Source organism: Paludisphaera borealis, assembly GCF_001956985.1.
Taxonomy (GTDB): domain Bacteria; phylum Planctomycetota; class Planctomycetia; order Isosphaerales; family Isosphaeraceae; genus Paludisphaera; species Paludisphaera borealis.
On sequence record NZ_CP019082.1, the window covers coordinates 4059880 to 4082692 of the forward strand.

A 22813-nucleotide genomic window follows, 5' to 3' on the forward strand; every position below is an offset into this window, starting at 1 on the left:
CCATCCCAGGATTGGATACGGAGTCGACCATGGATGGAATCGCGCCTTATCGCGGACAATCGGCATCGATCAACCCGGCCCTGAACGCACAGGCGAACGGCGGCGGAGCAATCGCGCCCCCGCACCGCCCCGCGCCCTCCGGCTTCGCCGCGCCCCACGCGCCGGACCCCTCGGCGGTGAAGACGCCGGCCCATTACCTGGGCGCGGCGCGGCGGCGGATCTGGCTGATCCTGGCCGTCGCGGTGCCGCTGTCGATCGTCTCGTCGATCTTCGCGTTGCGCCAGCCGAAAATCTACCAGGCCCGCGCCGAGCTCATGATCGAGCCTCCCCAGCTCGACCCGATCCTCTCAACGCTGGTCTCGCAGGACGTGGGCCGCATCGACGCGGCGGCGCATGATAAGTACGCGCCCAACATGGTGGCGCGGCTCACGGGCAAGGCGCTCGCCGACCGCGTCGTCTCCAGCTCGCGACTCGCCCCCGAGTTGGCGGCGCTCGACGACCCGGCGCAAGAGCTGATCGTCAACAACATCCGAGTCGTGCCGATCGGCAAGACGAACATGTATTACTACGTGACGCTTGAAGGCAAAGACCCCGCGCTCACCAAGCGGCTGCTCGAAGGACTGCTCGAAGAGCTGAAGTCCGTGGCCCACACCGAGAGCCACGACAAGCTCGAAGGCACCGTCGAGTACGCCGAGCAGAACCTCGATCAGCTCAAGAAGGATGCGGCCGAGCTGCACGCGGCGATGCTCGCCAAGCTCAAGAGCGTGGGGACGATCGGTCCCGGCGGCAAGAACATCCTCGAAATGCGGTACGACAGCTTCGGCCAATCGCTGGCCCTCAAGCAGGCGCGGCTCGCCGAGATGAACCAGAAGATGATGTTCGCCCAGATCTGGCCCGGTGCCGAGGGGGGGGGCCCGGCCGCAAGCCCCCGCGACGAACGCATGGCCATGCTCCAGGCCGAGAAACATCGGCTGATGAAAAACCTCGCTCATCTCAAGTCCACGACGCGGAGGTTCAACGACGACCCGGCCGCCAGGGAGACCTCGGAGCAACTCGACGACGTGATGAACGAGATCGAGGAGATCGGCCGGATGGGGTCGTTCAAGACCCGGATGGCCAAGAACCCCGCCGAGATGATCTTCGAAAAGCAGATGCGCGAGATCGAGGACGATCAGGCCGAGCAACAGGCGATGCTCTCCGAGATCCATGAGGTAATGCCCAAGCACCAGGAGTTCATGAGCCTGATGGAGGACCGCCAGCAGGCGCGGTTGAAGATCGCCGCGGCGGAGAGCGAGATCAAATCGTTCAAGACCCTGATGAAGTCGCAGAAGGAGCCGGTTCGGGTCCCCGACAACGTGGTCGAGCCGACCGTGCCGATCAAGCCCAACCGGCTGCTGACGATCGCCATGGGCCTGATCGTCAGCTTCGGCCTGGGGTTCGCGCTGGTGTTCGTGCTGGAACACTTCGACCACTCGGTTCGGGTGCCCGAGCACGTCAGCCACGGTCTGGCGACGCCGCTTCTGGGCGTGGTGCCGCGGATCACCCGATCGGCGCTGACGCACCGCGGCGGCCACTTGTGGACCTCGGCCGCGCCCGACTCATTGGCGGCCGACGCCTTCCGCAACGTCCGGGCCAGCCTGCTGGGGGTCGCCGACCGCCACGGGCCGATCGTCAGCCTGCTGGTGACGAGCGCCAAGGCTGGCGACGGCAAGAGCACCGCCGCGCTCAATCTGGCCGCCACCTGCGCCCGGGCCGGCGAACGGACCTTGCTGCTGGACGTCGACCTCCGCCGCCCCAGCCTCAACGACGTCTTCCCGGCCGACGACGATGACGACGACGCGCGGCTGGGCCTGGTCGACGTCCTCCGCGGCGCGGTCCCCTGGCAGCAGACGCTCCGCCGCACAGACCTCCACAACCTCGACTTCATCCCCACCGGCGACCCCCGCGACGTGCCGATCGAGATCCTCGGCACGCTCGAACTTCGCCAGTTGCTCTCGGCCTTGTCGCACCATTACGACCGGGTGATCCTCGACGGCCCGGCGGTGCTCGGCATGGCCGACTGCCGCGTGCTCGGCCGGATGGTCGACGCCTCGGTCCTGGTCGTCCGCGCCGGAGTCCACCAGATCGTGACGTTGCAGCGGGCCAAGGCCGTGCTCGAACAGTCGCAGGTCGAGATCGCCGGGGTGATCGTCAACAGCCTGAGCGAAGGCGTGCAGAACTGGTCGAGCTACGGATATCCCTCGACGCCCGTCGGCTTCCCTCCGCGCCGTGATCGGGCGCTGCCGGCCGCGTCGACGACGAACCAACCTGACGACGAGGCGCTGCTTGTGGCCGCGTCGGCCGGACGCTGAGACGAGTCGGAGCAACCACCTTGAACGCGCGACAAAAAATACTGGCGGTGTGCGACCGGCTCCTCGGCTGGCTGCTCGCGGCCGTGATCCTGGGCGCCACGCTCGGCTTCGGCGGAACCGCCTGGTGGTTCCGCCCCTGGCTCGTGGCCGGGGTCACGGTCCTGGTGCTGCTGAAGCTGTTGCAAGACCTGCTCGTGGGCCGGACGCCGATCCTCAAGACGCCGCTGGGCCTGCTCGGCCTCGCGGCGCTGGCCCTCGCCGTGGTGCAACTGGCGCCGCTGCCCGGCCGGCTGGCCGAGCGGCTGTCGCCGACGGCCCGCGCCGCGTACGCCCAGGGCGCCTTGCCCGACCTGGTCCACGCCGACGACGCCGAGGCCGCGCCGGCCGAGGCCCTGCCGATCCGGTCGCCGGCCAGCCTCGACCGCTCGGCGACCTTGCACTGGCTGGTGCTGGCCACGGCCTGCCTGGGGGTCTTCTGGTGCACGTCGCACTTCACCGACCGGCTGGGGAAGCTCTACCTGGTCTGGGGCGCGGTGATCGCGGGGTTCATGCTCAACTCGGCCCTGGCGCTGGTGCAGGTCAGCACCCGAACCGAAGGGCTGTACGGCTTCTGCACTCCCGGCGCGGGCGCCCCGTGGTGGGCGCCGAACGACAACGACCTGATCGACGCCCCGGCGACCACCGCCTTGCGGAACCTTCCCGATCCGATCTCCGGCAAGGCGATCGCGCCGGCCGCCGGAGCGCACCTCGCGGTCTCCCATCCGTTCGTCTTCGGGACGCTTCCCGGCGGCGTCGGCGGCTTCCTCGCGATGGGCGCCTTGGCTCTCCCCTTGGCCCTGGCGATCGTCGTGCATCTGGGCGCGCCGCGCGGCAGTCGCGAGAGCTGGGCCGATCGGCTCGGTCATTCCAGCCAGGGAGCGCTCGTGGTCTTGCTGTCGGTCCTGCTGGTGCTGAGTTGCGGGCTGGTCGGGCTGGCTTCGGGCCCGTGGTTCTGCCTGCCGTTCGCCTTCGGGCTGACGATGGTCGGGCTGCCGGCGACGATCGTTCCGGGCGCCCGCCGGCTGGCCTTCGGCCTGACCATGCTGTCGCTGCTCGCGCTGGGGACGGGCGTCGGCCTCGAAGTCTACTGGGCGGACCTGCTGGGGACCTCGGCCCCGCTTCAGGCCCCCGACTTGCGGACCAGCCGCGAGGTCTGGACCGAGGCCGCGCGGATCTTCAAGGCGTTCCCGATCGTCGGCGTCGGCCTGGGCGGCTTCGGCGCCGCCCACCCGTACTTCAAGGGGCACGACCTCGCCTCGACCACCGCGATGAGCAGCCTGCTCCAGTGGGGCGTCGAGGCCGGCGCGGTGGGCCTGGGACTTCTCGCCCTCGCGGGCTTGTGGTGCCTGGCCCGACTGCCGGGAGGGGTGATGCGGCTTGGATCAATGGACCGATTTCTCGCCTTTGGGTTGATCGGCGCGGTCGCGGGCTTTAGTCTATTAGCCGTCATCCACTGGACGGTCGAGCTGACCGCCGTGGCCGTATCCGCCAGCGCACTGGGTGGGACCTGGAATCGCTGGCTGGCTGGCGGCACGGATTTGTTCGTCGAGCGCGGCTGATCGCATCTTTGCAACGTCCGGGGTGTCGCTCAAGGAGGAGTCGATTCCACGATGGCCGAATCCACCTGTCTCCATATTCAGGACCGAGAGTCCGGGCCGATCCGAATCGTGGAGATTCCGTGGATTTCGGTCCGGATCGGCCGCGCGGCGTTCTGCGAGGTCCGGCTGACCGACCCCGGACTCGCCGACGAGGCCTGCCGGCTGCATCGTCGCGGTCGGACCTGGTATCTGACGCCGGTCGCCGCCGGCGCGGCGGTCGTCGACGGTCAACTGATCGACGCGGCCCGGCCGCTGCCGTACGACACGCCGTTCCGCGTCGGGCCGTACTGCCTGGCCCTCAAGCGCAACAAGTTCGCCGAGCCCGACTGGCGGCCCCCCCGCGCCGCGCCGAGCGTCGAGGCCAAGTCCCCGACCCGCAAGGTCCATCGGCCCGAACCCCAGCCTCGCAAGCGGACCGAGGATTTCACGCCCCGGCCGCGTCCCGAGCACCCGGTGGCCGAGCCGGCCGCGAGCAACCCGTGGGAAGCGCGCTGGAAGGCCGCCGGCGATCGGCTCAAGGCCGGCAAGACCGCCGGCGCGCCGACCTCGGCCGTCCCCCCCAGGGTTGAGAGCTACGCCCAGCCGCGCCCCGCGCCGGCGGCCGCCCCCAGCTACCCGCCGGCCTCGGGGCCGGCGTCGCGGTTCGAGCCCACCGGCTTCACGCCCCGGCCCGTCCCCTCGCCGACGCCCGCCGCCGCGTTCCTCCGGACGACCCCCGTCGCGCCCCCCGAGTCCCGGGCCGTCCCCGAATCGCCCGCGATCGACCACGACGAGCCGATCGCGAACGTCGAGATCCCGGAAGCCCCGGTCGCGAACGAGATCGAAGATCGGGCCGAAGTCCTCATCGAAGCCCCGGCTGAAGTGGAAAGCGAAGCCGAGGCCGCGCCGTCGTTCTTCGACTCGATGAGCGATCCGGTCGCCTGGGCGGCCGAAGCCCCGGCCGAGGCGGCGACCGTCGCCGCGGACGTCGAAGCCGCCTCGTTCGACGACGAAGAGATCGACGACGCGGTCGAGATCGCGCCGTTCGACGACGAGGACGAAGACGAAGAGCAAGTGAAAGAGGTCGAGATCGTCCTGTGCGACGACGCGGCCTCGATGTACGAAATCGCCCCGTGCGACGACGACCCGTCGCTGTACGAGGCGTCGCCGATCCTGGGCGATCCGGCCCCGACTGAGTGGACGTTCTCGCCGGTCGTCGCACACGACCGCGAGGCGGACGACGGCTCGTCGCGGTTCATGGCCGACACGAGCCCTCCTCGCGACGAGACCGACCGGGTCCGGAACTGGGCCAAGGACGAGGCCGAACGCCAGGAACGCCAGGAACGCCAGGAACGCGAGCAACGCCAGCAACCGCAAGAACGCCAGTCGGCGCCGACCGCGGCCACAACCGCGACCGACGGGCCGAGCGAGGCGGCGAGGGGCTCGGCCTTGCGGATCGACCGGGCGCATCGGGACGACGACGATTATCGCGAGCGGTTCGACCCCACGCGGTCGTCTCGATCGCGCGACGACCGGCCCGCCGAGCCGACGCTCCCCTCGGTTCAAGACGTGTTGACGGCGAGCCAATGGACCCGTCGAGCGCCGACCACGATCGCCTCGACCACGCCCCGCCCGAGGCCGAAGGCGGCGCCCGCGCCGACGACGGCCGTGGCGCCGGCACAGTGGACGCTGCCGTCGTGGCTGACCTGGCCGCCGACGATGTTCTTGACGCTGACGATCGGCGCGGTGTTCACGCTGTGCTCGTGGTGGTGGGCCGTCGATTCCAAGAACGCCGCGATCGCCGATCAAACGGCCGTCGCGCTGCGGCAGGGGACGATCAAGGACCGGCCGCTCCCCACGGGCGTGGTTCCTCCGCCGACCTCGTGGTGGCGGACCACGTCGCTCCACCTCGCGCAGTGGGGCATTTACCTGAGCGCCACCAAGACCGATCAGGGCTGGACCGAGACCCCCGCCGACCTGATCGCCGACGCCGCGGCGATGGCGCCGTTGAACCCCGTCGCCCGGCTCACGAAAGCGCGGATGGACCAGGCTGAAGGCAAGTCTGAGAACCTGGGCTTCAGCCGCGACGCCGTCAGCCTGGCCTGGAGCGCGCAACGGCTCCACAAGGCGGGCAAGAACGAAGCCGCGATCCGGGCCTATCGCCGGGCGATCGAGATCGCCGAGCGAGCGGGCTCCGAACACGACGAGCCGCTGGTCTTCAGCACCGATCCCAACACGCCGCGCTACCTCTTGCCCGGCGAGGAGCTGGTCGGCGTGATCGTCGGCGAGCTGATAGCCGACCCGTCGTGGACCTACCGCGAATGGTCGACGGCGATCCCCAAGGGGACCGTCGCGGCGCTCGTCGCGGCGAAGGGATTGAAAGAGCAGGGCCGCTCCGAAGCCGACCTCGCGCTGTCGAATCTCGTCGAGGCCCTCCGGCTCGAAGGGGATGGCGACGGCGACGGCGATCGGACCGCGTCGGCCCGGGCCGTCGACCACGCGGTGGCCGCCGAGGCGCTGACGATGCGGGCGGCCTGGAAAGACGCGCAGCAGCAGTACAAGGCGGCCATCGGCCTGATGGCCGACGCCAAGGTCAAACGGTCGTGGTGGTTCAACCTGGCCGACGTGGCGACCCATCTCAACGACGAGAAACAGCGCCGCGACGCGCTCGACGCCGTGCTCGCCGCGGTCGACAGCGACGACGTCAGCCGCCGAGCCCTGAAGGTCCAGCGGGCGGACCGGCCGCGCGGACCGCTGCGTTCGAGTGGCCCCAAGGCGAATTAAGGAACAACCGGGCGTGAACTCTCCCACAACCCTGCCGAAGGGACGACAGCCATGGCGGTGAATCACGACGTGTTGGGCTCTCACTCCGCGGCCCCGCCTCACGCGGATCGCTCGGACGCGAAAATCAGCGACCTCGTCACGGCGAGCCTGACCGACCCGGCCAATCGCCCGCTGCTGATCGGCGGCGCGGTCTGCCTGGCGCTCTTCGGCCTGCTCTTTCGCGAGAGCCTGTGGCACTTTTATTACGCCTGGACGACCGACGACAACTACAGCCACGGCTTCCTCGTGCCGTTCATCAGCCTGTACTTCGCGGCCCAGATCTTCAAGCGCGGGCCCGTCGCGGCGCGATCGGGCGTCGCCCTCGGCAGCCTGCTGCTGACCCTGGCCCTGCTCGTGCATCTGGTCACCATCCCACTGCCGATCCCGTTCCTCGGCGACCTCGCGCTGCTGGTCGCGCTCGCCGGCGCGTTCACGCTGCTGGCCGGTTCCGCGGCCCTCAAGCGGTACTGGTTCGTGTTCTTCTTCCTGATCTTCATGGTGCCGCTGCCGGTCGCGCTGTACGCGCGGATCGCGTCGCCGCTCCAGCTTCTGGCGAGCCGGGTGGCTTCGGCGTTCATGAACGCGACGGGCGTGCCGGTGCTCTGCGAGGGGAACCGGATGACCCTCCCCGGGGGCGTCCAGATGTTCGTGGCCGAGGCGTGCAGCGGGATGCGGCAGCTCACCGGCTTTCTCGCCCTGTCGGCGGCGGTGGCTTATCTGTGCATGCGTCCCGTGTGGTACCGCGTGATCCTGGTCGCCGCGGCGCTGCCGATCGCCCTGTTCGCGAACATCGCCCGCGTGGTCGTGACCGGCTACATCATGCACTTCGTCAATCCGGCGTATGCGTCGGGCGCCTACCACACGTTGGAGGGCGTCTTGCTCATGGGCTTCGGCCTGTTCCTGCTCAACTCGGTCTGCATGCTGATGGACCTCTTCTGCGTGACGCCCCCCGAGACCGGCGCGGAAGCGGAAGCCGATCCTGACGCCGACGCCGACGCCGGATCGTCCCGGGGCGGGCGGTCGATCCTTCAGGGCGCCGACGGCTGGGCGGGCGGGCGGATCACCGGCAAACTCTCCCTGAGCACTCCCGAGGAGCTACCATGACGCCGATCAAGCGTTGCGTCCTGTGCGCCGGGTTCTTGACCTTCGGGCTCGCCGCGCAGGCGGGACTCGAACATATGAACGGCACCGAGCGGCCGCTGCTGCGGCAGTCGCTCGCCACGATCCCGATGGAGCTGAACGGCTGGATCGGGCGCGACGAGACGATGGACCCCGAGATCGTCAAACGCGCCCAGACCACCGAATACGTCAACCGAGTGTACGAGAGCCGAGCACATCCCGGCGTCAAGTTCTGGCTCTGGATCAACTACTCGACCGAGGGCACCAACCTCCGCCACACGCCCGAGATCTGCCTCCCCTCGGGCGGCTGGGAGAAGATCGAGTCGCAGACCCGCGAGCTGTCGCTGCCGACCGGCGGCGGCAAGGAGCTGACGTGCACGCGGCTGGGCTATGCGCAAGGCGATCTGGTGAAACACGTCGGATTCTGGTATTACATTTTCGGCGAGGGAAGGCTGGAGAACATGGTCCGCCGCCTCCCCATCACCAGCCGCAGCAGTCACGGACGGACCACGCGCGGGTCGTCGATGACCGTCGAAGTCTTCTACCCCGGCGAGTCCGACCCCGACGCCTTGGCCCTCGGCGCGTTCTCCCGCGAGCTGCTCGTCGCGCTCGAGCCGATCCTGCCGACCGACCGCGCGGAATACTACGTCCCCTGATCGAATCATAAGATCAACTCCACATACGAACACCAGGATGGCTCGGCGCAGGCGACCGACGCTCGGAGGCGACCGCGAGATGAAGCGTGCACTGATCACCGGGATCACCGGTCAAGACGGCTCGTACCTGGCCGAATTCCTGCTGGGCAAGCCGAACTACGAGGTCCACGGCCTGGTGCGGCGGTCGAGCAGCCTGAACCGCCAGCGGATCGACCACCTGTTCGGCCCCGACGCGCCGGGCCGCGACCGCCTGTTCCTCCACTACGCCGACCTCGCCGACGCATCGAGCCTGGCGGCGATCATGGAACTGATCCGGCCCGACGAAGTCTACAACCTCGGCGCGCAGAGCCACGTCCGGGTGTCGTTCGACCAGCCGCTCTACACGGCCGACGTCGTCGGCCTGGGGACGCTCCGCCTGCTTGAAGCGGTCCGCCACCTCAACCGCAACCACCCCGTGCGGTTCTACCAGGCGTCCAGCTCCGAGATGTACGGTTCCGCCCCCGCGCCGCAAGGGCCGAACACGCCGTTCCACCCTCGCAGCCCGTACGCCTGCGCCAAGCTCTACGCCCACTGGCAGACGATCAACTACCGCGAGGCGTACAACCTGTTCGCCTGCTCGGGCATCCTGTTCAACCACGAGAGCCCCCGCCGCGGCGAGTCGTTCGTCACCCGCAAGGTGACCCTGGGCGCGACCCGGATCAAAGAGGGGCTCCAGAAGCGCCTGGTGATGGGCAACCTGGAATCGAAGCGCGACTGGGGCTTCGCCGGCGACTACGTCCGCGCCATGTGGCTGATGCTCCAGCAAGACAAGCCCGACGACTACGTGGTGGCGACCGGCGAGACCTACTCGATCCACGATCTACTCGATAAAGCCTTCGGCCTCGTCGACCTCGACTACCGCGATTACGTCGACTTCGACGAGCGTTACATGAGGCCCTCCGAGGTAGACGTCCTCCTGGGCGACGCCACCAAGGCCCGCGAGGTCCTCGGCTGGAAGCCCGAGGTCGACTTCCACGGCCTCATCAAGATGATGGTCGACAACGACCTCGAACTCGCCCGCCGCGAGAAGCACGCCCGCACCTTCCCGGGAAGCTGACGTGATCGGGGACGGGACGACCGCGCTCACCCTGGCGGTTCTGTTCCTGGCGACGTTCATCCGATCGGCGTTCGGCTTCGGCGAGGCCCTCGTGGCGGTGCCGTTGCTCGCGCTCTTGATGCCCGTGGAAGTGGCGGCGCCGGTGGCGGTGCTGGTCTCGATCACGGTCGCGGGGGTGATCGTCGCGCAGGACTGGCGTCACGTCCACGTGCGCAGCGCATGGTGGCTGGTCGTCTCGACGATGTTCGGCATTCCCCTGGGCCTCTGGCTGCTGATCGCGGTCGCGGAATCGGTCGTCAAGGCGATCCTCGCGGTCGTCATCATCGCCTTCTCGACGTACTGCCTGGCCCGACGCCGGCCGTTCGAACTCAGGGACGACCGGCTGGCGTGGCTGTTCGGCTTCGGCGCGGGGATTCTGGGCGGCGCGTACGGCATGAACGGGCCGCCGCTGGTCGTCTATGGAGCGCTACGCGGTTGGTCTCCCCAGCACTTCCGGGCGACCTTGCAAGGCTACTTCCTGCCGGCCAGCCTGGTGGGCATGATCGGCTACTGGCTGGCGGGCCTGTGGGTCCCGGCCGTGACCCGCTACTACCTCCTGTCGCTGCCCGTGGTCGCCGGGGCGATCGTCCTGGGCCGAATGGCCAACCACCGCATGAGCGGGCGGCGTTTCCTGATTTACGTCCACATCGGCCTGTTGGCGATCGGGGCGCTGCTGCTGGCTCAGTCCGCACGATAGGCCGCCGACGCCGTTCCTCGGAGCGCGACGCAGGTTCAGCCGCCGGCTCGCTGCTTGGCCATCGCGACCTGGACCGCTCGACGGAAGGTGGGTGAGGGGGCGTCGTCTTTGGGGCCGCTCAATCCCACGAGGCCGGTGAAGTTCCGCGTCAACTGGACCGGAGTGAGGAGGAAGCCGAACGGGAACCCCCACCAGCCGAGGGCCAGCGAGAACGCGCCGTGCTTCAACTGCTTCCACCGCCCGCACGACCGGCAGCAGATCTCGGGGTGGCTGCTCCACGCCGTGAACGCCAGCGCCGAATAGACGCGGTGCGAGGTGTGGACGTCGACCGGACCGGGCCCGGCGCACCTGGGACACTGGCCCTGATGAAGGCTGCGGAGCCGCTCCTGGACCTCGCCCTCCGGGATCGCATCCCCCCTCTGGATCCAGTAGCCTTGCTCCGCGCATTTCGCGTTGCAAAAGCGGAGGTCGTCCAGCTTCACGCCTCCGAAAAGGATTCGTGTACCGCAGCAGTCGCACGACGCCATGATCGACGCTCCCATGCCTCCAACCGATTTCTCGCCCCGAAAAGAGTAGTACACGGACTGTAGCGCCGCAAGAACTCGGAACGTCGATGAGTTCGCGGCCGGTGGGAACGCGACGGAATCCCCGACCAGGCTTGCCGTCGGGGGCGACTTCTGGTTTACTTCGATGAGACCTCAATGAGAATTCACCAGGGAAGGGCGATGCTGCAATGGACATGCAAGCGCGAACGAGCCGGGAATCGGTGGTCGTGGCCTGCCCGGACGCCCGCCCGCCCGCTTATCAGGCGGCCATCGGACTGGGCCGCGCGGGGATGCTCAAGCGGTTCGTGACCTCGTACTATCACGACCCGGAGAGCCTGGCGTCGAGCCTCGCCCGCCGCATCAGCCCGCGCGCGTTCGCTCGGTGGCAGCGAGTGCTGGTCCGCCGCCACGACGTCGAGATCCCCGCCGCCCGCGTGTCGTCGGTGCCGAGCGTCGACGTCGCCTTGAAGCTCGAATCGCGGCTCGCCGGCAAGCGGCCCCGGCTCAAGCGCGCGGTGGCGAAGGCGCGGACGCACTGGTTCGACCGCCATCTGGCGCGCCGACTGGCCGCCGACCCGCCCGAGACCTTGCTCGTGTTCAGCGACGTCGGCGCGGGGGTCTCGCTGCCGCTCTGCCGCCGCCTGGGGATCGGCACGGTCCTCAGCATGGTCCACGGCGACGTTCGCGAGGAGGCCGAGGTTCTTGAAACCGAGGCGGCCCTCGCGCCCGACTTCTTCCCGATGTACCTGGGCGACGGCGCGCTCGACCAGGTGGAGCTGTCGTGGCTGCACGAGCGCCGGCTCCGCGATCTGGCGCTGGCCGATCTCGTGCTGGTCCCCTCGGATCACATCGCCGACGAGCTGGCGTCGCACGGCCTGCCGCGCGAGCGAGTCCGGGTGATCCCCTACGCGGCCGACTGCCGGCGGTTCCGGCCGCTGTCGGGCAAGCGGCACGAGGCGTCGTGTACGTTCCTGTTCGCCGGCGGGATCAGCCAGCGCAAGGGGATCAAGTACCTGCTCGAAGCCTGGGCGCAGGTCCGCCGGCCGGGCTGGAAGCTCCAGCTCCTCGGCGCCGCGCCCAAGAACCTCGGGCCGATGGCGGGCCTGCTCGACGGGGTCGAACTCCTGGGCCGGGTGGGCCATCCCGAAGTCCCGGCGCACATGGCGGCGGCCGACGTCTTCGTCTTCCCGTCGCTGTTCGAGGGCTCGGCGGTCGTCACCTACGAGGCGCTCGCCTGCGGGCTCCCCAGCATCGTGACGGCCGCGGCCGGTTCGGTGGTGCGCCACGGCGCCGAAGGCTTCCACGTGCCGGCGCGGAACGTCGCGGCCCTGGCGGCCGAGATGGAACGGCTGGGCGACGACCCTCGGCTCCGAGCCCGGATGTCGGCCGCCGCGCGGAGCCGGGCGCTCGACTTCGACTGGCCGCGGTACCACGTCGCCGTGGCCGACGCCGTCTCCGACTTGAGCCGGAGCCAAAGCCTGATCCGAACCGAAGCCGACCGCCGGGCCCCCTCGCATCGGCGAGCGGAGGCCGCCGCGAAACCCAACACTCGCATACGTTGATCTTGCAGCCCCGGACGGCGGGCGGCGCCCGCCTCACCAGACGAGACTTTGCACCACGGTTGGTACAAGGATCGAGCGACGTCATGGACGACCGACAGTACGTGCACGCGACGGCCGCGCTGATCGCGGCCTACTTCCTGGCAAGCGTCGTCTCGCGGCGGTTCGACCCGTTCGCGCCGGTCTGGCTGTTCCTGGTCGGCTACATCCAGGTTTACGTGCTTCAGGCGTACTCGTACCGCGAGTGGGCGATCTCGGTGCGCGGGGTCGACCTGGTGACGACGGCCAACCAGCGGGCACTCTGGGCGCTCGCCTGGTTCCTCGCGGTCTACCACCTGGGGGGGGGCCGACTCGTCGCACGACGGCTGCCGACTCCGCCGCGGAAGTGGTCGAACCTGGCGGTGGGGCTGCTCAGCCCCGTGCTGATCGTCTGGGGGCTTTATTGCACGGGGATTCTCGGCGGGGGGAGCGCCTCGGGGGAGCTGGGCTCGCCCGAGGACGCCTTGCTGCGGTCGTTCCCCTACGTCCTGATGGTCGGCGCGGTGATGTTGATCGTCACCGGCCGGCGGATCTCGGCGCCGCAGCCGATCTACCTGGCCGCCGGCCTGTTCTTCGCGTTCTCCTACATGGCGATCTGGATGTTCAACGGCAAGCGGTCGCCCGCCCTGATCGGCGTGCTGGCGACGGTCTGCGCGTACTATTCGACCCACATGAAGCGGCCCTCCTGGGGGGTGCTGACCGCCACGGCGTTCGTGGGCGCGCTCGTCGTCGCGGTGGCGATCGGCTGGCGCATCGACGTCACGCACGACCGGTCGTTCATCGGCTTCATCGAGTTCATGGGCGATTTCGACGTCTCGAAGATCCTCGACAGCCTGGACATCACTGACACCGCCGAGCAGACGTCTTACGAAATCATTTCGTACGAGACCAAGGAGTACGGCGGCTACCTCTTGATGCTCGACACCGTGCCGATGAAGTCCGACTACGACGGCGGCGCCAACTACCTCCGGATGTTCTCCACGTTCATCCCCCGGATACTTTGGCCCACCAAGCCGCTGTACGGCCGCAAGCAGTGGGTCGACGCCTGGATCGCCGGCTCGGAACTCGAGCGCGATGAGGATTTCACCAGTCCGGCGATCGGCATCCTGGGGGCGACGCAGCTTAACGGAGGGGCCCCCGCGACGGTGCTCGTGCTGGCGGTCCTCGCACTCTTGCTGCGGTCGTCGTACGAGTATTTCCGGCTCCACGCCGACTCGCCCTGGGTCCAATTCTTCTGGTCGATCACGTTCTTCAACGCCTGGTTCATGATCGTCGGCGACGATCCGATGACTTGGTTCTACTTCAACTGGAGCTTCGCGTCGTTGCCGGCCATCGTCATCCTCTGGTTCGTCAACAAAGGGCCGGACGTCGCCTGGAGCCCGTCGGCCGCAACAACCGCGGCAGCCGGATGAGCCCCCACACGACCCGCCGGCCGATCGACGGAACGTCGGCCGGGCCTCGATGCAACCGAACCGGGGACCGCCCCGGCCTTGATCCCGGAAGGAGCCTCACGGACATGAGCAAAAGCGCGACGCCCCTGACCTCGCACGAGAAGATCGACGTCTGTCGCGGCCTCTTCGCCTTCCTGGTGGTGATCGCCCACGGCGTCGACATCGCCTGGACCATCCATCCCCACGCGCCGACGGTGATGCCGATCTGGGTCCACGACCTCTGGCTTTACGTCGTCGCCGCGGGCGCCTACTGGGTGATCGGCTTCTTCGTCATCAGCGGCTACTGCATCCAGCTCTCTGTCGAGCGTCAGGTCCGCGACGGCCGGTTCCCGCTCAAGACCTATCTCGCCGCTCGACTGACCCGCATCCTGCCGCTGTATTACGTCGCGCTGGCGTCGGCAGTGGTCTTCGAGTTCCTGATGGCGCCGGCGCGGCCGGGCTGCTGGCCCAACGGGCTCGACCTCAACACGCTGACGGCCCAGCTCATCGTGGTCCAGAACCTGTCGCAGACGTACGGCTCGTTCGCGCCGTCGTGGAGCATCACCAATGAGATGTTCTACTACCTGTTCTACGGCGTCGTCGTGGTCGTCGCGCTCAAGCGGGGCGTCCGGCCCACGACCCTGGGGATGCTTATCTGCCTGACGGCGGCGCTGAGCCTGGAGTGGGCCTATTTCCTCCACTTCCGCTCCAACGCCTACATCCGCGTCCCCGGGCTCCTGTTCGGGCTGGGGGTCGTCTGGTTCCAAGGGGCGATGGTCGCCGAGAACCGCGACCGGCTCCGGGACAGCAAGATCGCCCGCATCGCGTCGAGCCTCTGGCCGATGGTCCTCGTGCTGGCCATGGTGCTCTGGTATTTCCATACGATCCACATCCAGATCCTCTACTTGATCCTGGGCGCGGCGTTTACGCTGATGTTGATGCGGTTCGCGGTCGTCGACCGGCCGGGGGCCGTCGCGCCCGACCGGGGCGCCCTGGGGACGCTGATCCGCGCGATCGGCATGGCGAGCTATCCGACGTACCTGTTCCACGGCCCGTTCGTGATGTGGCTCGGCTCGATGATGATCCGCCTGAATCTGGTCGGCGACGATTGGCGGGTGACGTGGGTGGTGCTGAGCGCCGCCGGGATCGGCTCAGGCTTGATCCTCGGCTACGTCGCCGAGCGCCCGCTGATGGCCTGGCGCGCCGGCTTCTTGAAGCGTCTGAAGTCCGAACCGCCCGCCCCCCTCGCGGCCGGTTCGCCCTCGCCGATCCTCGGAATCCAACAGTAACCACGACGGAATGGAAGCCGTCCACGACGCCCGGGAAGGAGCCCGCCATGAACTCACGAATCCTCCTCGACCGATCCGCCGCGGGCCGTGCGACCGCGTCGAACGCCCCGTACAGCCTGACCGAAAAGATCGACGTGTGCCGGGGCGTCCTCGCATTCCTCGTCGTCGCGTCGCACGCGTGGCTGATGGCCGAGGTCTTCGACCCCCATTGGGGCGACGGGCTGCCGGCTCCGATCCGCAACGTCGTCGGCTCGGTCGCGGGCGCGGGGCAGCACTACGTGATGGGCTTCTTCGTGCTGAGCGGCTACTGCATCCAGGGGTCGGTCCAACGGCTCGCGGCCCGGGACGGCCGGTTCCCGCTCAAGGCGTATCTCGTCGCCCGGCTCACGCGGGTCCTGCCGCTGTACTACCTGGCGCTGGCGTTCGCCGTGGCGGTCGAGATCGCCATCGCGCCGCATCGGCCGAACTACTGGAGGTTCGGCCTCGACTCGGGGACCTTCCTCCATCAACTGTTCCTGACCCAGGGCTTCACACAAACGCTGGGCGCGTTTTCGGCGTCGTGGAGCATCACCAATGAAGTCGTGTACTACCTGGTCTTCGGGCTCGTCGCGGCCGCCTTCGGCCCGGCTGGCAGCCGCCCGGCGACCATCGGCCTGGCGCTCACGGTCGGCATCGGCCTGGCGTTCCAGGCGCTCGACCGGGCGGGCCTCCACCATCCCGTCGTCCCCAGATCGGCGATACTGTTCGGGCTCGGCTCGGTCTGGTTCCTCGGCGCCCTGACGGCCGTCCACGCCGACCGCCTGCCGACCGTCCCCGGCCTCCCGACCGTCGCCCGGCTCTGGCCGCTGGCGGTCGCGGCGAGCATGGCCATGCGGTGCGACGGGCGCATTCCACAGCGGAACATCTACCTGGCGGCAGGCGTTGCGTTTACATTGATGCTCATTCATTTCATGATCCAGGACCAGGCCGCCGGCCGCCCCGCGTCGCGCGCGCCACGGCCGTACACGGCGTTCCTCGCCCTGGTCAGCTACCCCGTCTATCTGTTCCACGGGCCGGTCCTTCTGGCCTTCGGCGCGGCGGTCGAGTGGACCGACGCGGCGGCGCCGTTGTGGCTGCTCTATCCGGCGGGGACCGTGATCGGCGTCGGCTGCTGCCTGCCCCTGGGCCGCCTGGCCGAGCGGCCTCTCCTCGCCTGGCGAGCTGGCGTCCTGAAGCGGCTGAATTCGGCGCCCGCGCGGGAACCGGCCCCGATCGCCGTCCCCGCCCTGGGCGTCCCGAACTAATCGAGTTCGACCGGAGAAACACCCTATGCTCTTCGCCGTTTGCTTCACCAACTTCGGGCCGTACCATCTGGCCCGCCTGCGCGCGCTCGCCGCCCTCCTGGCCGGGCGCGGCGACCGGCTCATCGCCTACGAGACGGCGGGCGACGAGCGGACTTACCCGTGGGAGCGGCGGACCGAGGCCGAGGCCTTCGACCGCGTCGTCCTCTTCCCCAACCGGACCCTCGAAGAGATCCCCGCCGGCGCCTGCGCCGAGGCGATGACCGAGGCGCTCGACCGCGACCGGCCCGACGCGTTGGGCGTGGTCGGCTACGCCCGGCCCGAGTCGATGGCCATGGCCCGATGGACCCGCCGCAACAGCCGGTCGTCGATCCTCATGTCCGAGAGCCAGTCCGTCGACCGCCCCCGCGTCTGGTACAAGGAAATGATCAAGAGTCGACGGATGAACCTGTTCGACGCCGCCCTCGTCGGCGGCCCGTACCACCGCGACTACCTCGTCGACCTGGGGATGCCGGCCGACCGCGTCGCGTTCGGGTACAACGCCGTCGACAACGCCTTCTACGAGGCCCGCGCCGACCAGTGGCGGAATCAGCCCGAGGCCCGCGCCGGCCTGCCCGCCGCGCCCTATTTCTTGACGGTCTGCCGGTTCGCGCCCGAGAAGAATCTGATCCGTCTGATCGAGGCGTTCGCCCTCTACCGGGGCCAGGCCGAACCGGGCAAGGCGTGGGACCTCGTCGTCTGCGGCGGCGGTCCCCAGGCCGACGAGGTCGAGAAGGCCGTCGAGCGGTCGGGCTGCGGCTCGGCGATCCACCGGCCGGGGTTCCTCCAGGCCGACGCGCTGTCGCGGTGGTACGCGTTCGCCGGCGGGTTCGTGCTGGCGAGCGTGTCCGAGCCGTGGGGCCTGGTGGCCAACGAGGCCGCCGCCGCCGGCTTGCCGCTGTTGCTCTCGTCGCGAGCCGGCTGCGCCCGGACGCTCGTCCCCGATCCCGAAGGAATCACCGGCGCGCGGTTCGACCCGTTCGACGCGAGCCGGATGGCTGCCAAGCTGAGCTGGCTGGCCGAGCGGCCGGAAGCCGAACGGCTCGCCATCGGCCGAAGCGCCCGCGAGGTCGTCTCGGCCTGGGGGCCGGAGCGGTTCGCCCAGGGAGCCGTCGAAGCCTGGGAGATCGCCCGCCGATCGCCCCGCCGCCGCGCCTCGCTCTTGCGGAAAGGAAGCTGAACTGATGACCGCGACGACTGTGACGGCGACGGCGAACACCCGGCCGACCCAGACCGCCCGCTCGGGCTGGCTGCACCTGTGCAACGGCCTCGACCCGGTCCGCGACGGCGGCATGGTTCCGAGCATCCTGGGCATGACCGGCGCCCTCCAGAGGGCAGGAGGGGACGTGCGGATCGTCACGTCGACCCCCTCGCGGCTCGACGCGGCGACCATCGCCGGAGGGGTCGCGATCGCCGGCCCCGAGACCAACGTCGCCGAGGCCGTCGGCTCGGCCGAGGTCGTCCACATGCACGGGCTCTGGCAGACCCACACTCGCCGGGGCGGCCGGTTCGCCCGCGAGGCGCGCGTGCCTTACGTCATGGCCACGCACGGCATGACCGACCCGTGGGCCTTGCGACACAAAGCCTGGAAGAAGAAGCTCTACCTGACCCTCGTCGAATCGCGCAACCTGCGGCGGGCGTCGTGCCTGCACGCGCTGTCGCGGCCCGAGATCGGCCACCTGCGCGGCCTTGCGCCCTGGGCGCCCGTCTGCTTCGTGCCCAACGGCGTCGACCTCGCCGCGTTCGACGACCTGCCGCCGAGGTCGGTGATCGAGGCCGAACATCCCGAGCTGAAGGGCAAGTTCGTGCTTCTGTTCTTCGGCCGGCTGCACGCCAAGAAGGGGATCAACCTGCTGGCCGAGGCGATGAGGACGCTCTGCCCGGCGTTCCCGGAGCTGCACGTCCTGATCGCCGGCAAGGACGACGGCGAGTGGCCGGCCTTCGCCGACCGGGTGGCGGACGCCGGCCTGACCGACCGCATGACCTACGTCGGGCACGTCGGCGGCGAGCGGGCGCGCCAGGTCTGGGCCGCGGCCGACGCCTTCACCCTGCCCAGCTACAGCGAAGGCTTCAGCATGGCGATCCTCGAAGCGCTCGCCTGCTCGCTCCCCTGCATGTTCACCACCGCATGCCACTTTTCCGAAGCCGCGCAGGCCGACGCGGCGCTCGTCGTCGAGCCTCGGGCCGACGCCGTGACTCAGGCCCTCCGCAACCTACTCGAACGCTCGCCCGCCGAACGAGCGAAGCTGGGCGCGAACGGCCGCCGGCTCGTCGAAAGCGACTACACCTGGGACCAGCAGGCCGACCGCCTCGCCTCAGTCTACCGCTGGCTCTCCGGCGGCGGACCGTCGCCCGATTGCGTGGTTTCCTGAAGTTGAAGACGCGGGCAATCGTTATTTGAACCGAAATACAAGCCCGAAGCGCAAGCGAGTGCATCTCCTCGACCCTCGTTGCGCAGCGTGTTGAGCAAGCAAATGCAAAACAACTCACTCGCTGGCGCTTCGGGCTTGTATTCGGAACCATGCACTCGCTGATCACGCACCGGAGACTAACCATGAACACGCCTTGCCTTGACGAAACGACCGATCAGGACCGCGCCGCCCGACCGCGCACGGCCAGGGCCCCGGTGAGCGTGATCGTGCCGGTGAAGAATGAGGCCGAGAACCTGCGGCGGTGCCTGCCGGCGCTCGATTGGGCCGACGAGGTGATCGTCGTCGACAGCCAGAGCACCGACGACACCTGCGACGTCGCGGTCGAGCTGGGCGCGCAGGTCGTCCAGTTCCAGTTCAACGGCGTTTACCCGAAGAAGAAGAACTGGGCGCTCGAGAACCTGCCGTTCCGCAATGAGTGGGTCTTGATCGTCGACGCCGACGAGGTGGTCGTCCCCGAGCTGGCCGAGGAGATCGCCACGCGGATCGAGTCGGGCGAGGCCGAGGGCTATTACCTCAACTCGAAGTACTTCTTCCTGGGCCGTCGGATCAAGCACTGCGGCTATTCCGAGTGCTGGAACCTGCGGCTGTTCCGCCACCGCCTGGGGCGTTACGAGCGGATGCCCGACCACACCGGGGGACGGTCCGGCGACAACGAGGCGCACGAGCACGTCGAGCTGGACGGCCGCGTCGCCCGGCTGACGCACGAGCTCGACCACCACGCCTACCCGACGATCGCCGCCTGGGTCGAGAAGCACAACCGCTACGCCGTCTGGGAAGCCGCCATGTACGAGCGGTTCCTGAACGAGCCCGTCCCCGCGACCATCGGCCGCGGCAAGGCCCTCAAGCGCCGGCTCAAGAAGCTCTATCTCCGCCTCCCCATGCGGCCGTTCATCCGATTCGTCTATGCCTACATCTTCCGACTCGGATTCCTCGACGCCAAGCCGGGCCTGGTCTTCTGCACCCTGCTGTCGTTCTACGACTTCCTCGCCTGGGCCAACGTCTACGAGCAGAAGATCGCCCGGGCGAACGAGCTGAAGTCCTCCGGACGCTGACTCGTTCGCCGATTCAGACCTTCAAGCCGGGCGGCTTGGGCGTCGGATCGGTCGGCGGCGCGGGGGTCGGGGCCGGTTCGGGGTGCGCGGGGTAGGGCGACTGGGGCCGATCCGGCTTGGGAATCTCCGGGAAGTCGGTCGGCGGCGGCGAGGGCATCTCCGGCTTTCCGGGGACCGGAATCGAATCGGGCGTTGGGCTGTCCGGCATCGGGGCGTCCTCCTGAAATGACGAGGGCCGGAGGGGCGGTGCGCGCCTCCCCGGCTCACTCGCACGGGATGCGTCGGCTGCTCGACGGTGCGACTACGCGGGCCGCCACTCGCTCTCGACTTCCTGCGAATTCTTGTTCAGGTGGATATGGTCGTGGACCTTCGCCACCCAGCTCGTCGGGATCAAATGGTGCTGACCGTCGGGGCTGTCGTTCTTGGTCAGCTTGATCAGGTTCCCCATGACATGGTCGACCTTGCCCATGAACTTGCCGCACGACGCATAAACGCTCATATGGTCCTTGATATCGGCGACCGACCCGACCGGACCGGTGCTCTCCGACAGCCGCGCGTGATCGGTGCTACAGGCGCCTCCGACGGCCTCCTCGATCCTGTGGCCGGCTTGATGGGCCTTCTCCTTCACCCAGTCGGTGGCTTCTTCCGCCTTCTCGCTCACCTTGTGGCCGATCTCCGTGGCTTTGTTCGCGATCTTCTGGGCGACGTCCTCAGCCTGCTCTTTGTATGTTTCCGCCATGATCTTCTCCCTTGCTGATTCGAATCGAATGCGTCGCATGGAGCGATTTCCACTTTCGAAACAACCTTGCAAGGCCCGTGCCGCTCGCCGTAGTTCCGGTTGAGCGACGAATGGCCGGTCCGCCCTCCCGCAATCGAACGCGAAACGACCGCCCCAGGCTGGGGGCGGTCGTTCGTGGTTTCATGAGCCGGAGGCCGAAGCCCGTCAGGCGGTCGCAGCCGGGTCGGGGGCCGTGGCTGACGGCGGGGGCGGGGTGTAGTCGCCGCCGCGGGGGATGTTGTTGAACTGGTCGGCGCCGATCGTGGTGATCTGGGCCTGGGTCAGGTTGATCGAGGTCGCCACGGGGGACGACACCCAGTGCCGCTGGCCGCCGCTGTACTGGTCGATCTCGCCGCTCTGGTTGTTCTGGAGGAACATCCCCTCGACGAAATAGTCGGGCCCCTTGTCGATCGCGTTGTACTGGGCGGACGACACCGAGATCAACTGCGGCGCGGTCAGGCCGATCTTCGATGCGACGGGGGCCGAGACCAGGTGGTTCTTGCCGCCGCTGTACTGGGCAATCTCGCCGGTCTCCTGATTCTGGAGATAGACGTTGTCCGGGAAGTAGTCCTTGCCCTGCGGGATGGCGTTGAACTGCGTCGGGCTGATCGGCGTCAGCACGTCGACCGTCAGGCTGATCCGAGCGGCCACGGCGACCGAGATCCAGTGCCGCTGGCCGCCTTGATAGATGTCGACCTCGCCGGTCTGCTGGTTCTGGAGCAGGATGCCCTCGGGGAAGTAGTCGGGCCCCTTGCCGACCCCCGCGTACTGCGCCGCGCTGATGGTCGCCAGGCCGTTGACGTCGAGACCGAGTTTCGCGGCGATCGGCGGCGAGACGACGTGGAAGACGCCCCCCGAGTACTGGCTGATCTCGCCCGACTGCTGGTTGCGGACGAACATGCCGTCAGGGAAATAGTCGTTCCCCTTGGGCACGGCCTTGAAGACGGTCGCCGTGACCGACGTCGTCTGCGCCTGCGTGATCCCCATCTTGGCCGCGACCGGCGGCGAGATCAGATGCCGGGCCGCGCCGCTGTACCATCCCAACTCGCCCGTCTGCTCGTTGCGGAGGATCGTGCCGTCCGGGAACGTCGGCGCGGGGGGCGGCGTGACCGGCGGAGGATTCGTCGGCGGCGGCGTCGTCGTGGTCGGCGGCGTGCTCGTGGCAGGCGGCGTGGTCGTCGGCGGCGTGGTCGTCGGCGGCGGTGTCGTCGTGGTCGGCGGCGTGCTCGTCGACGGCGGGGTGACGACGGGTGGGTTGTTGATTGAGGTCCACGTGCCGGAACCCTGCTGGCCTGACGGATTCGCGGGAGTCTTCGCCGGCGGTGTGGTCGGCGGCGTCGTGGTGGTCGAGGTCGCCGGCGGCGTCGTGGTCGGCGGCGGCGTCGTGGTGGTCGCGGCTCCGGCCGTCCCCGGTGTGGTCGGGGGTGTGACGCCGGCCGTCGCCAGGGCGTCATGGTACGACGTGGTGTTGGTGGGGTTGGAAGTCGAGTTCGACGTCGAGTTCGCCGTCGCCGGCGCGACGTTGACCGTCGGATTGACGTTGACCGACTGCTGGATGTTGATCGTCGGATTGCGCATCCGCAAGGCGTTCATGGCCTGAAGCCGGCGCGGGATCTGAACCTGCGCGTGGGCCTTGACCTGGACCTTCGGCTTGGGCCGGCTCACCTGCCGGACCACGGCGTGGTTCGGCCTCACGTGGCGGACCGCCGACAAGAGGACGCGGCCCTCCAGGTCTTCGAGCGTCGTGACGAAGCTCACCTTGCGCCGTGCAACGCCACGGGCCTTACCGGCCGCCAGATCATCGTGCGACATGAGATTTTTAGCCCTCCCGGCTAAACAGCTCCCTGGCCGAACCACGCCGAGCGTTCTCACGCCCCTACAATCATTCCCCTCGGCGCAATCCAACCCGAGCACTTCCAACCTCAATCGACGTTGCCGGACGGAATCTTGAGCCGAAATAAAATTCGCGCCCG

The 22813-nt window shown here is 68.7% G+C and carries 18 protein-coding genes; 14 read left to right on the plus strand and 4 right to left on the minus strand.

Annotated elements, in window-relative coordinates; translation table 11 throughout:
* Positions 1-29 precede the first annotated feature (29 nt).
* From BSF38_RS15855 to BSF38_RS15885, 7 genes are all read left to right on the plus strand, one after another.
* Positions 30-2351 carry a GumC family protein gene (locus BSF38_RS15855; protein WP_083712983.1) on the plus strand — a complete coding sequence of 774 codons (2322 nt, stop codon included), beginning with the start codon at positions 30-32 and terminating at the stop codon, positions 2349-2351.
* Positions 2352-2371: 20 nt separating this feature from the next.
* Positions 2372-3949: a hypothetical protein gene (locus tag BSF38_RS15860; protein WP_076347186.1), complete on the plus strand. Its 1578-nt coding sequence runs from the start codon at positions 2372-2374 to the stop codon at positions 3947-3949.
* Positions 3950-4000: 51 nt separating this feature from the next.
* On the plus strand, positions 4001-6751 hold the full coding sequence (locus tag BSF38_RS15865; RefSeq protein WP_076347188.1) for a hypothetical protein: 2751 nt from the start codon (positions 4001-4003) through the stop codon (positions 6749-6751).
* Positions 6752-6802: 51 nt separating this feature from the next.
* A complete protein-coding gene (locus BSF38_RS15870; protein WP_076347190.1) occupies positions 6803-7894 on the plus strand; it encodes an exosortase/archaeosortase family protein in 1092 nt (363 codons plus the stop codon).
* The gene (locus tag BSF38_RS15875) at positions 7891-8565 is read left to right on the plus strand and encodes an EpsI family protein (RefSeq protein ID WP_076347192.1); all 675 of its coding nucleotides are present in this window, start codon (positions 7891-7893) and stop codon (positions 8563-8565) included. Before BSF38_RS15870 ends, BSF38_RS15875 begins: the two co-directional genes overlap by 4 nt.
* Before the next feature lie 79 nt (positions 8566-8644).
* Positions 8645-9661, plus strand: a complete 1017-nt coding sequence (gene gmd / locus BSF38_RS15880) for a GDP-mannose 4,6-dehydratase (protein WP_076350965.1) — start codon at positions 8645-8647, stop codon at positions 9659-9661.
* Between the two features lies 1 nt (position 9662).
* Complete coding sequence (locus tag BSF38_RS15885) at positions 9663-10397, plus strand: sulfite exporter TauE/SafE family protein (RefSeq protein WP_076347194.1); 735 nt, start codon at positions 9663-9665, stop codon at positions 10395-10397.
* 35 nt (positions 10398-10432) lie between these two features.
* Here the strand turns inward: BSF38_RS15885 and BSF38_RS15890 are convergent, their stop codons facing one another.
* Positions 10433-10924 carry a hypothetical protein gene (locus BSF38_RS15890; protein ID WP_076350967.1) on the minus strand — a complete coding sequence of 164 codons (492 nt, stop codon included), beginning with the start codon at positions 10922-10924 and terminating at the stop codon, positions 10433-10435.
* Between the two features lie 212 nt (positions 10925-11136).
* On the opposite strand from BSF38_RS15890, the gene BSF38_RS15895 reads away from it, so the two are divergent.
* The 7 genes from BSF38_RS15895 to BSF38_RS15925 all read left to right on the plus strand — a co-directional run bounded on the left by BSF38_RS15895 (position 11137) and on the right by BSF38_RS15925 (position 20062).
* Complete coding sequence (locus BSF38_RS15895) at positions 11137-12504, plus strand: glycosyltransferase family 4 protein (protein WP_237170479.1); 1368 nt, start codon at positions 11137-11139, stop codon at positions 12502-12504.
* A gap of 83 nt (positions 12505-12587) precedes the next feature.
* Entirely contained in the window at positions 12588-13952 is a 1365-nt protein-coding gene (locus BSF38_RS15900; protein ID WP_076347198.1) for a hypothetical protein, read from the plus strand.
* 104 nt (positions 13953-14056) lie between these two features.
* Positions 14057-15259, plus strand: coding sequence for an acyltransferase family protein (locus tag BSF38_RS15905; RefSeq protein ID WP_076350969.1), 1203 nt, complete (start codon positions 14057-14059; stop codon positions 15257-15259).
* Between the two features lie 47 nt (positions 15260-15306).
* Complete coding sequence (locus tag BSF38_RS15910) at positions 15307-16542, plus strand: acyltransferase family protein (RefSeq protein WP_076347200.1); 1236 nt, start codon at positions 15307-15309, stop codon at positions 16540-16542.
* A 25-nt stretch (positions 16543-16567) separates the two neighbouring features.
* Entirely contained in the window at positions 16568-17758 is a 1191-nt protein-coding gene (locus BSF38_RS15915) for a glycosyltransferase (protein WP_076347202.1), read from the plus strand.
* A gap of 4 nt (positions 17759-17762) precedes the next feature.
* On the plus strand, positions 17763-18950 hold the full coding sequence (locus BSF38_RS15920) for a glycosyltransferase (RefSeq protein ID WP_076347204.1): 1188 nt from the start codon (positions 17763-17765) through the stop codon (positions 18948-18950).
* 182 nt (positions 18951-19132) lie between these two features.
* Positions 19133-20062 carry a glycosyltransferase family 2 protein gene (locus BSF38_RS15925; protein WP_083712986.1) on the plus strand — a complete coding sequence of 310 codons (930 nt, stop codon included), beginning with the start codon at positions 19133-19135 and terminating at the stop codon, positions 20060-20062.
* A 13-nt stretch (positions 20063-20075) separates the two neighbouring features.
* Here the strand turns inward: BSF38_RS15925 and BSF38_RS15930 are convergent, their stop codons facing one another.
* The 3 genes from BSF38_RS15930 to BSF38_RS31705 form a co-directional block, all read right to left on the minus strand.
* Positions 20076-20270: a hypothetical protein gene (locus tag BSF38_RS15930; protein WP_076347206.1), complete on the minus strand. Its 195-nt coding sequence runs from the start codon at positions 20268-20270 to the stop codon at positions 20076-20078.
* Between the two features lie 93 nt (positions 20271-20363).
* Complete coding sequence (locus BSF38_RS15935) at positions 20364-20801, minus strand: DUF2171 domain-containing protein (protein WP_076347208.1); 438 nt, start codon at positions 20799-20801, stop codon at positions 20364-20366.
* Positions 20802-21005: 204 nt separating this feature from the next.
* Positions 21006-22652: a hypothetical protein gene (locus tag BSF38_RS31705; RefSeq protein WP_145952156.1), complete on the minus strand. Its 1647-nt coding sequence runs from the start codon at positions 22650-22652 to the stop codon at positions 21006-21008.
* Between the last annotated feature and the right edge of the window lie 161 nt (positions 22653-22813).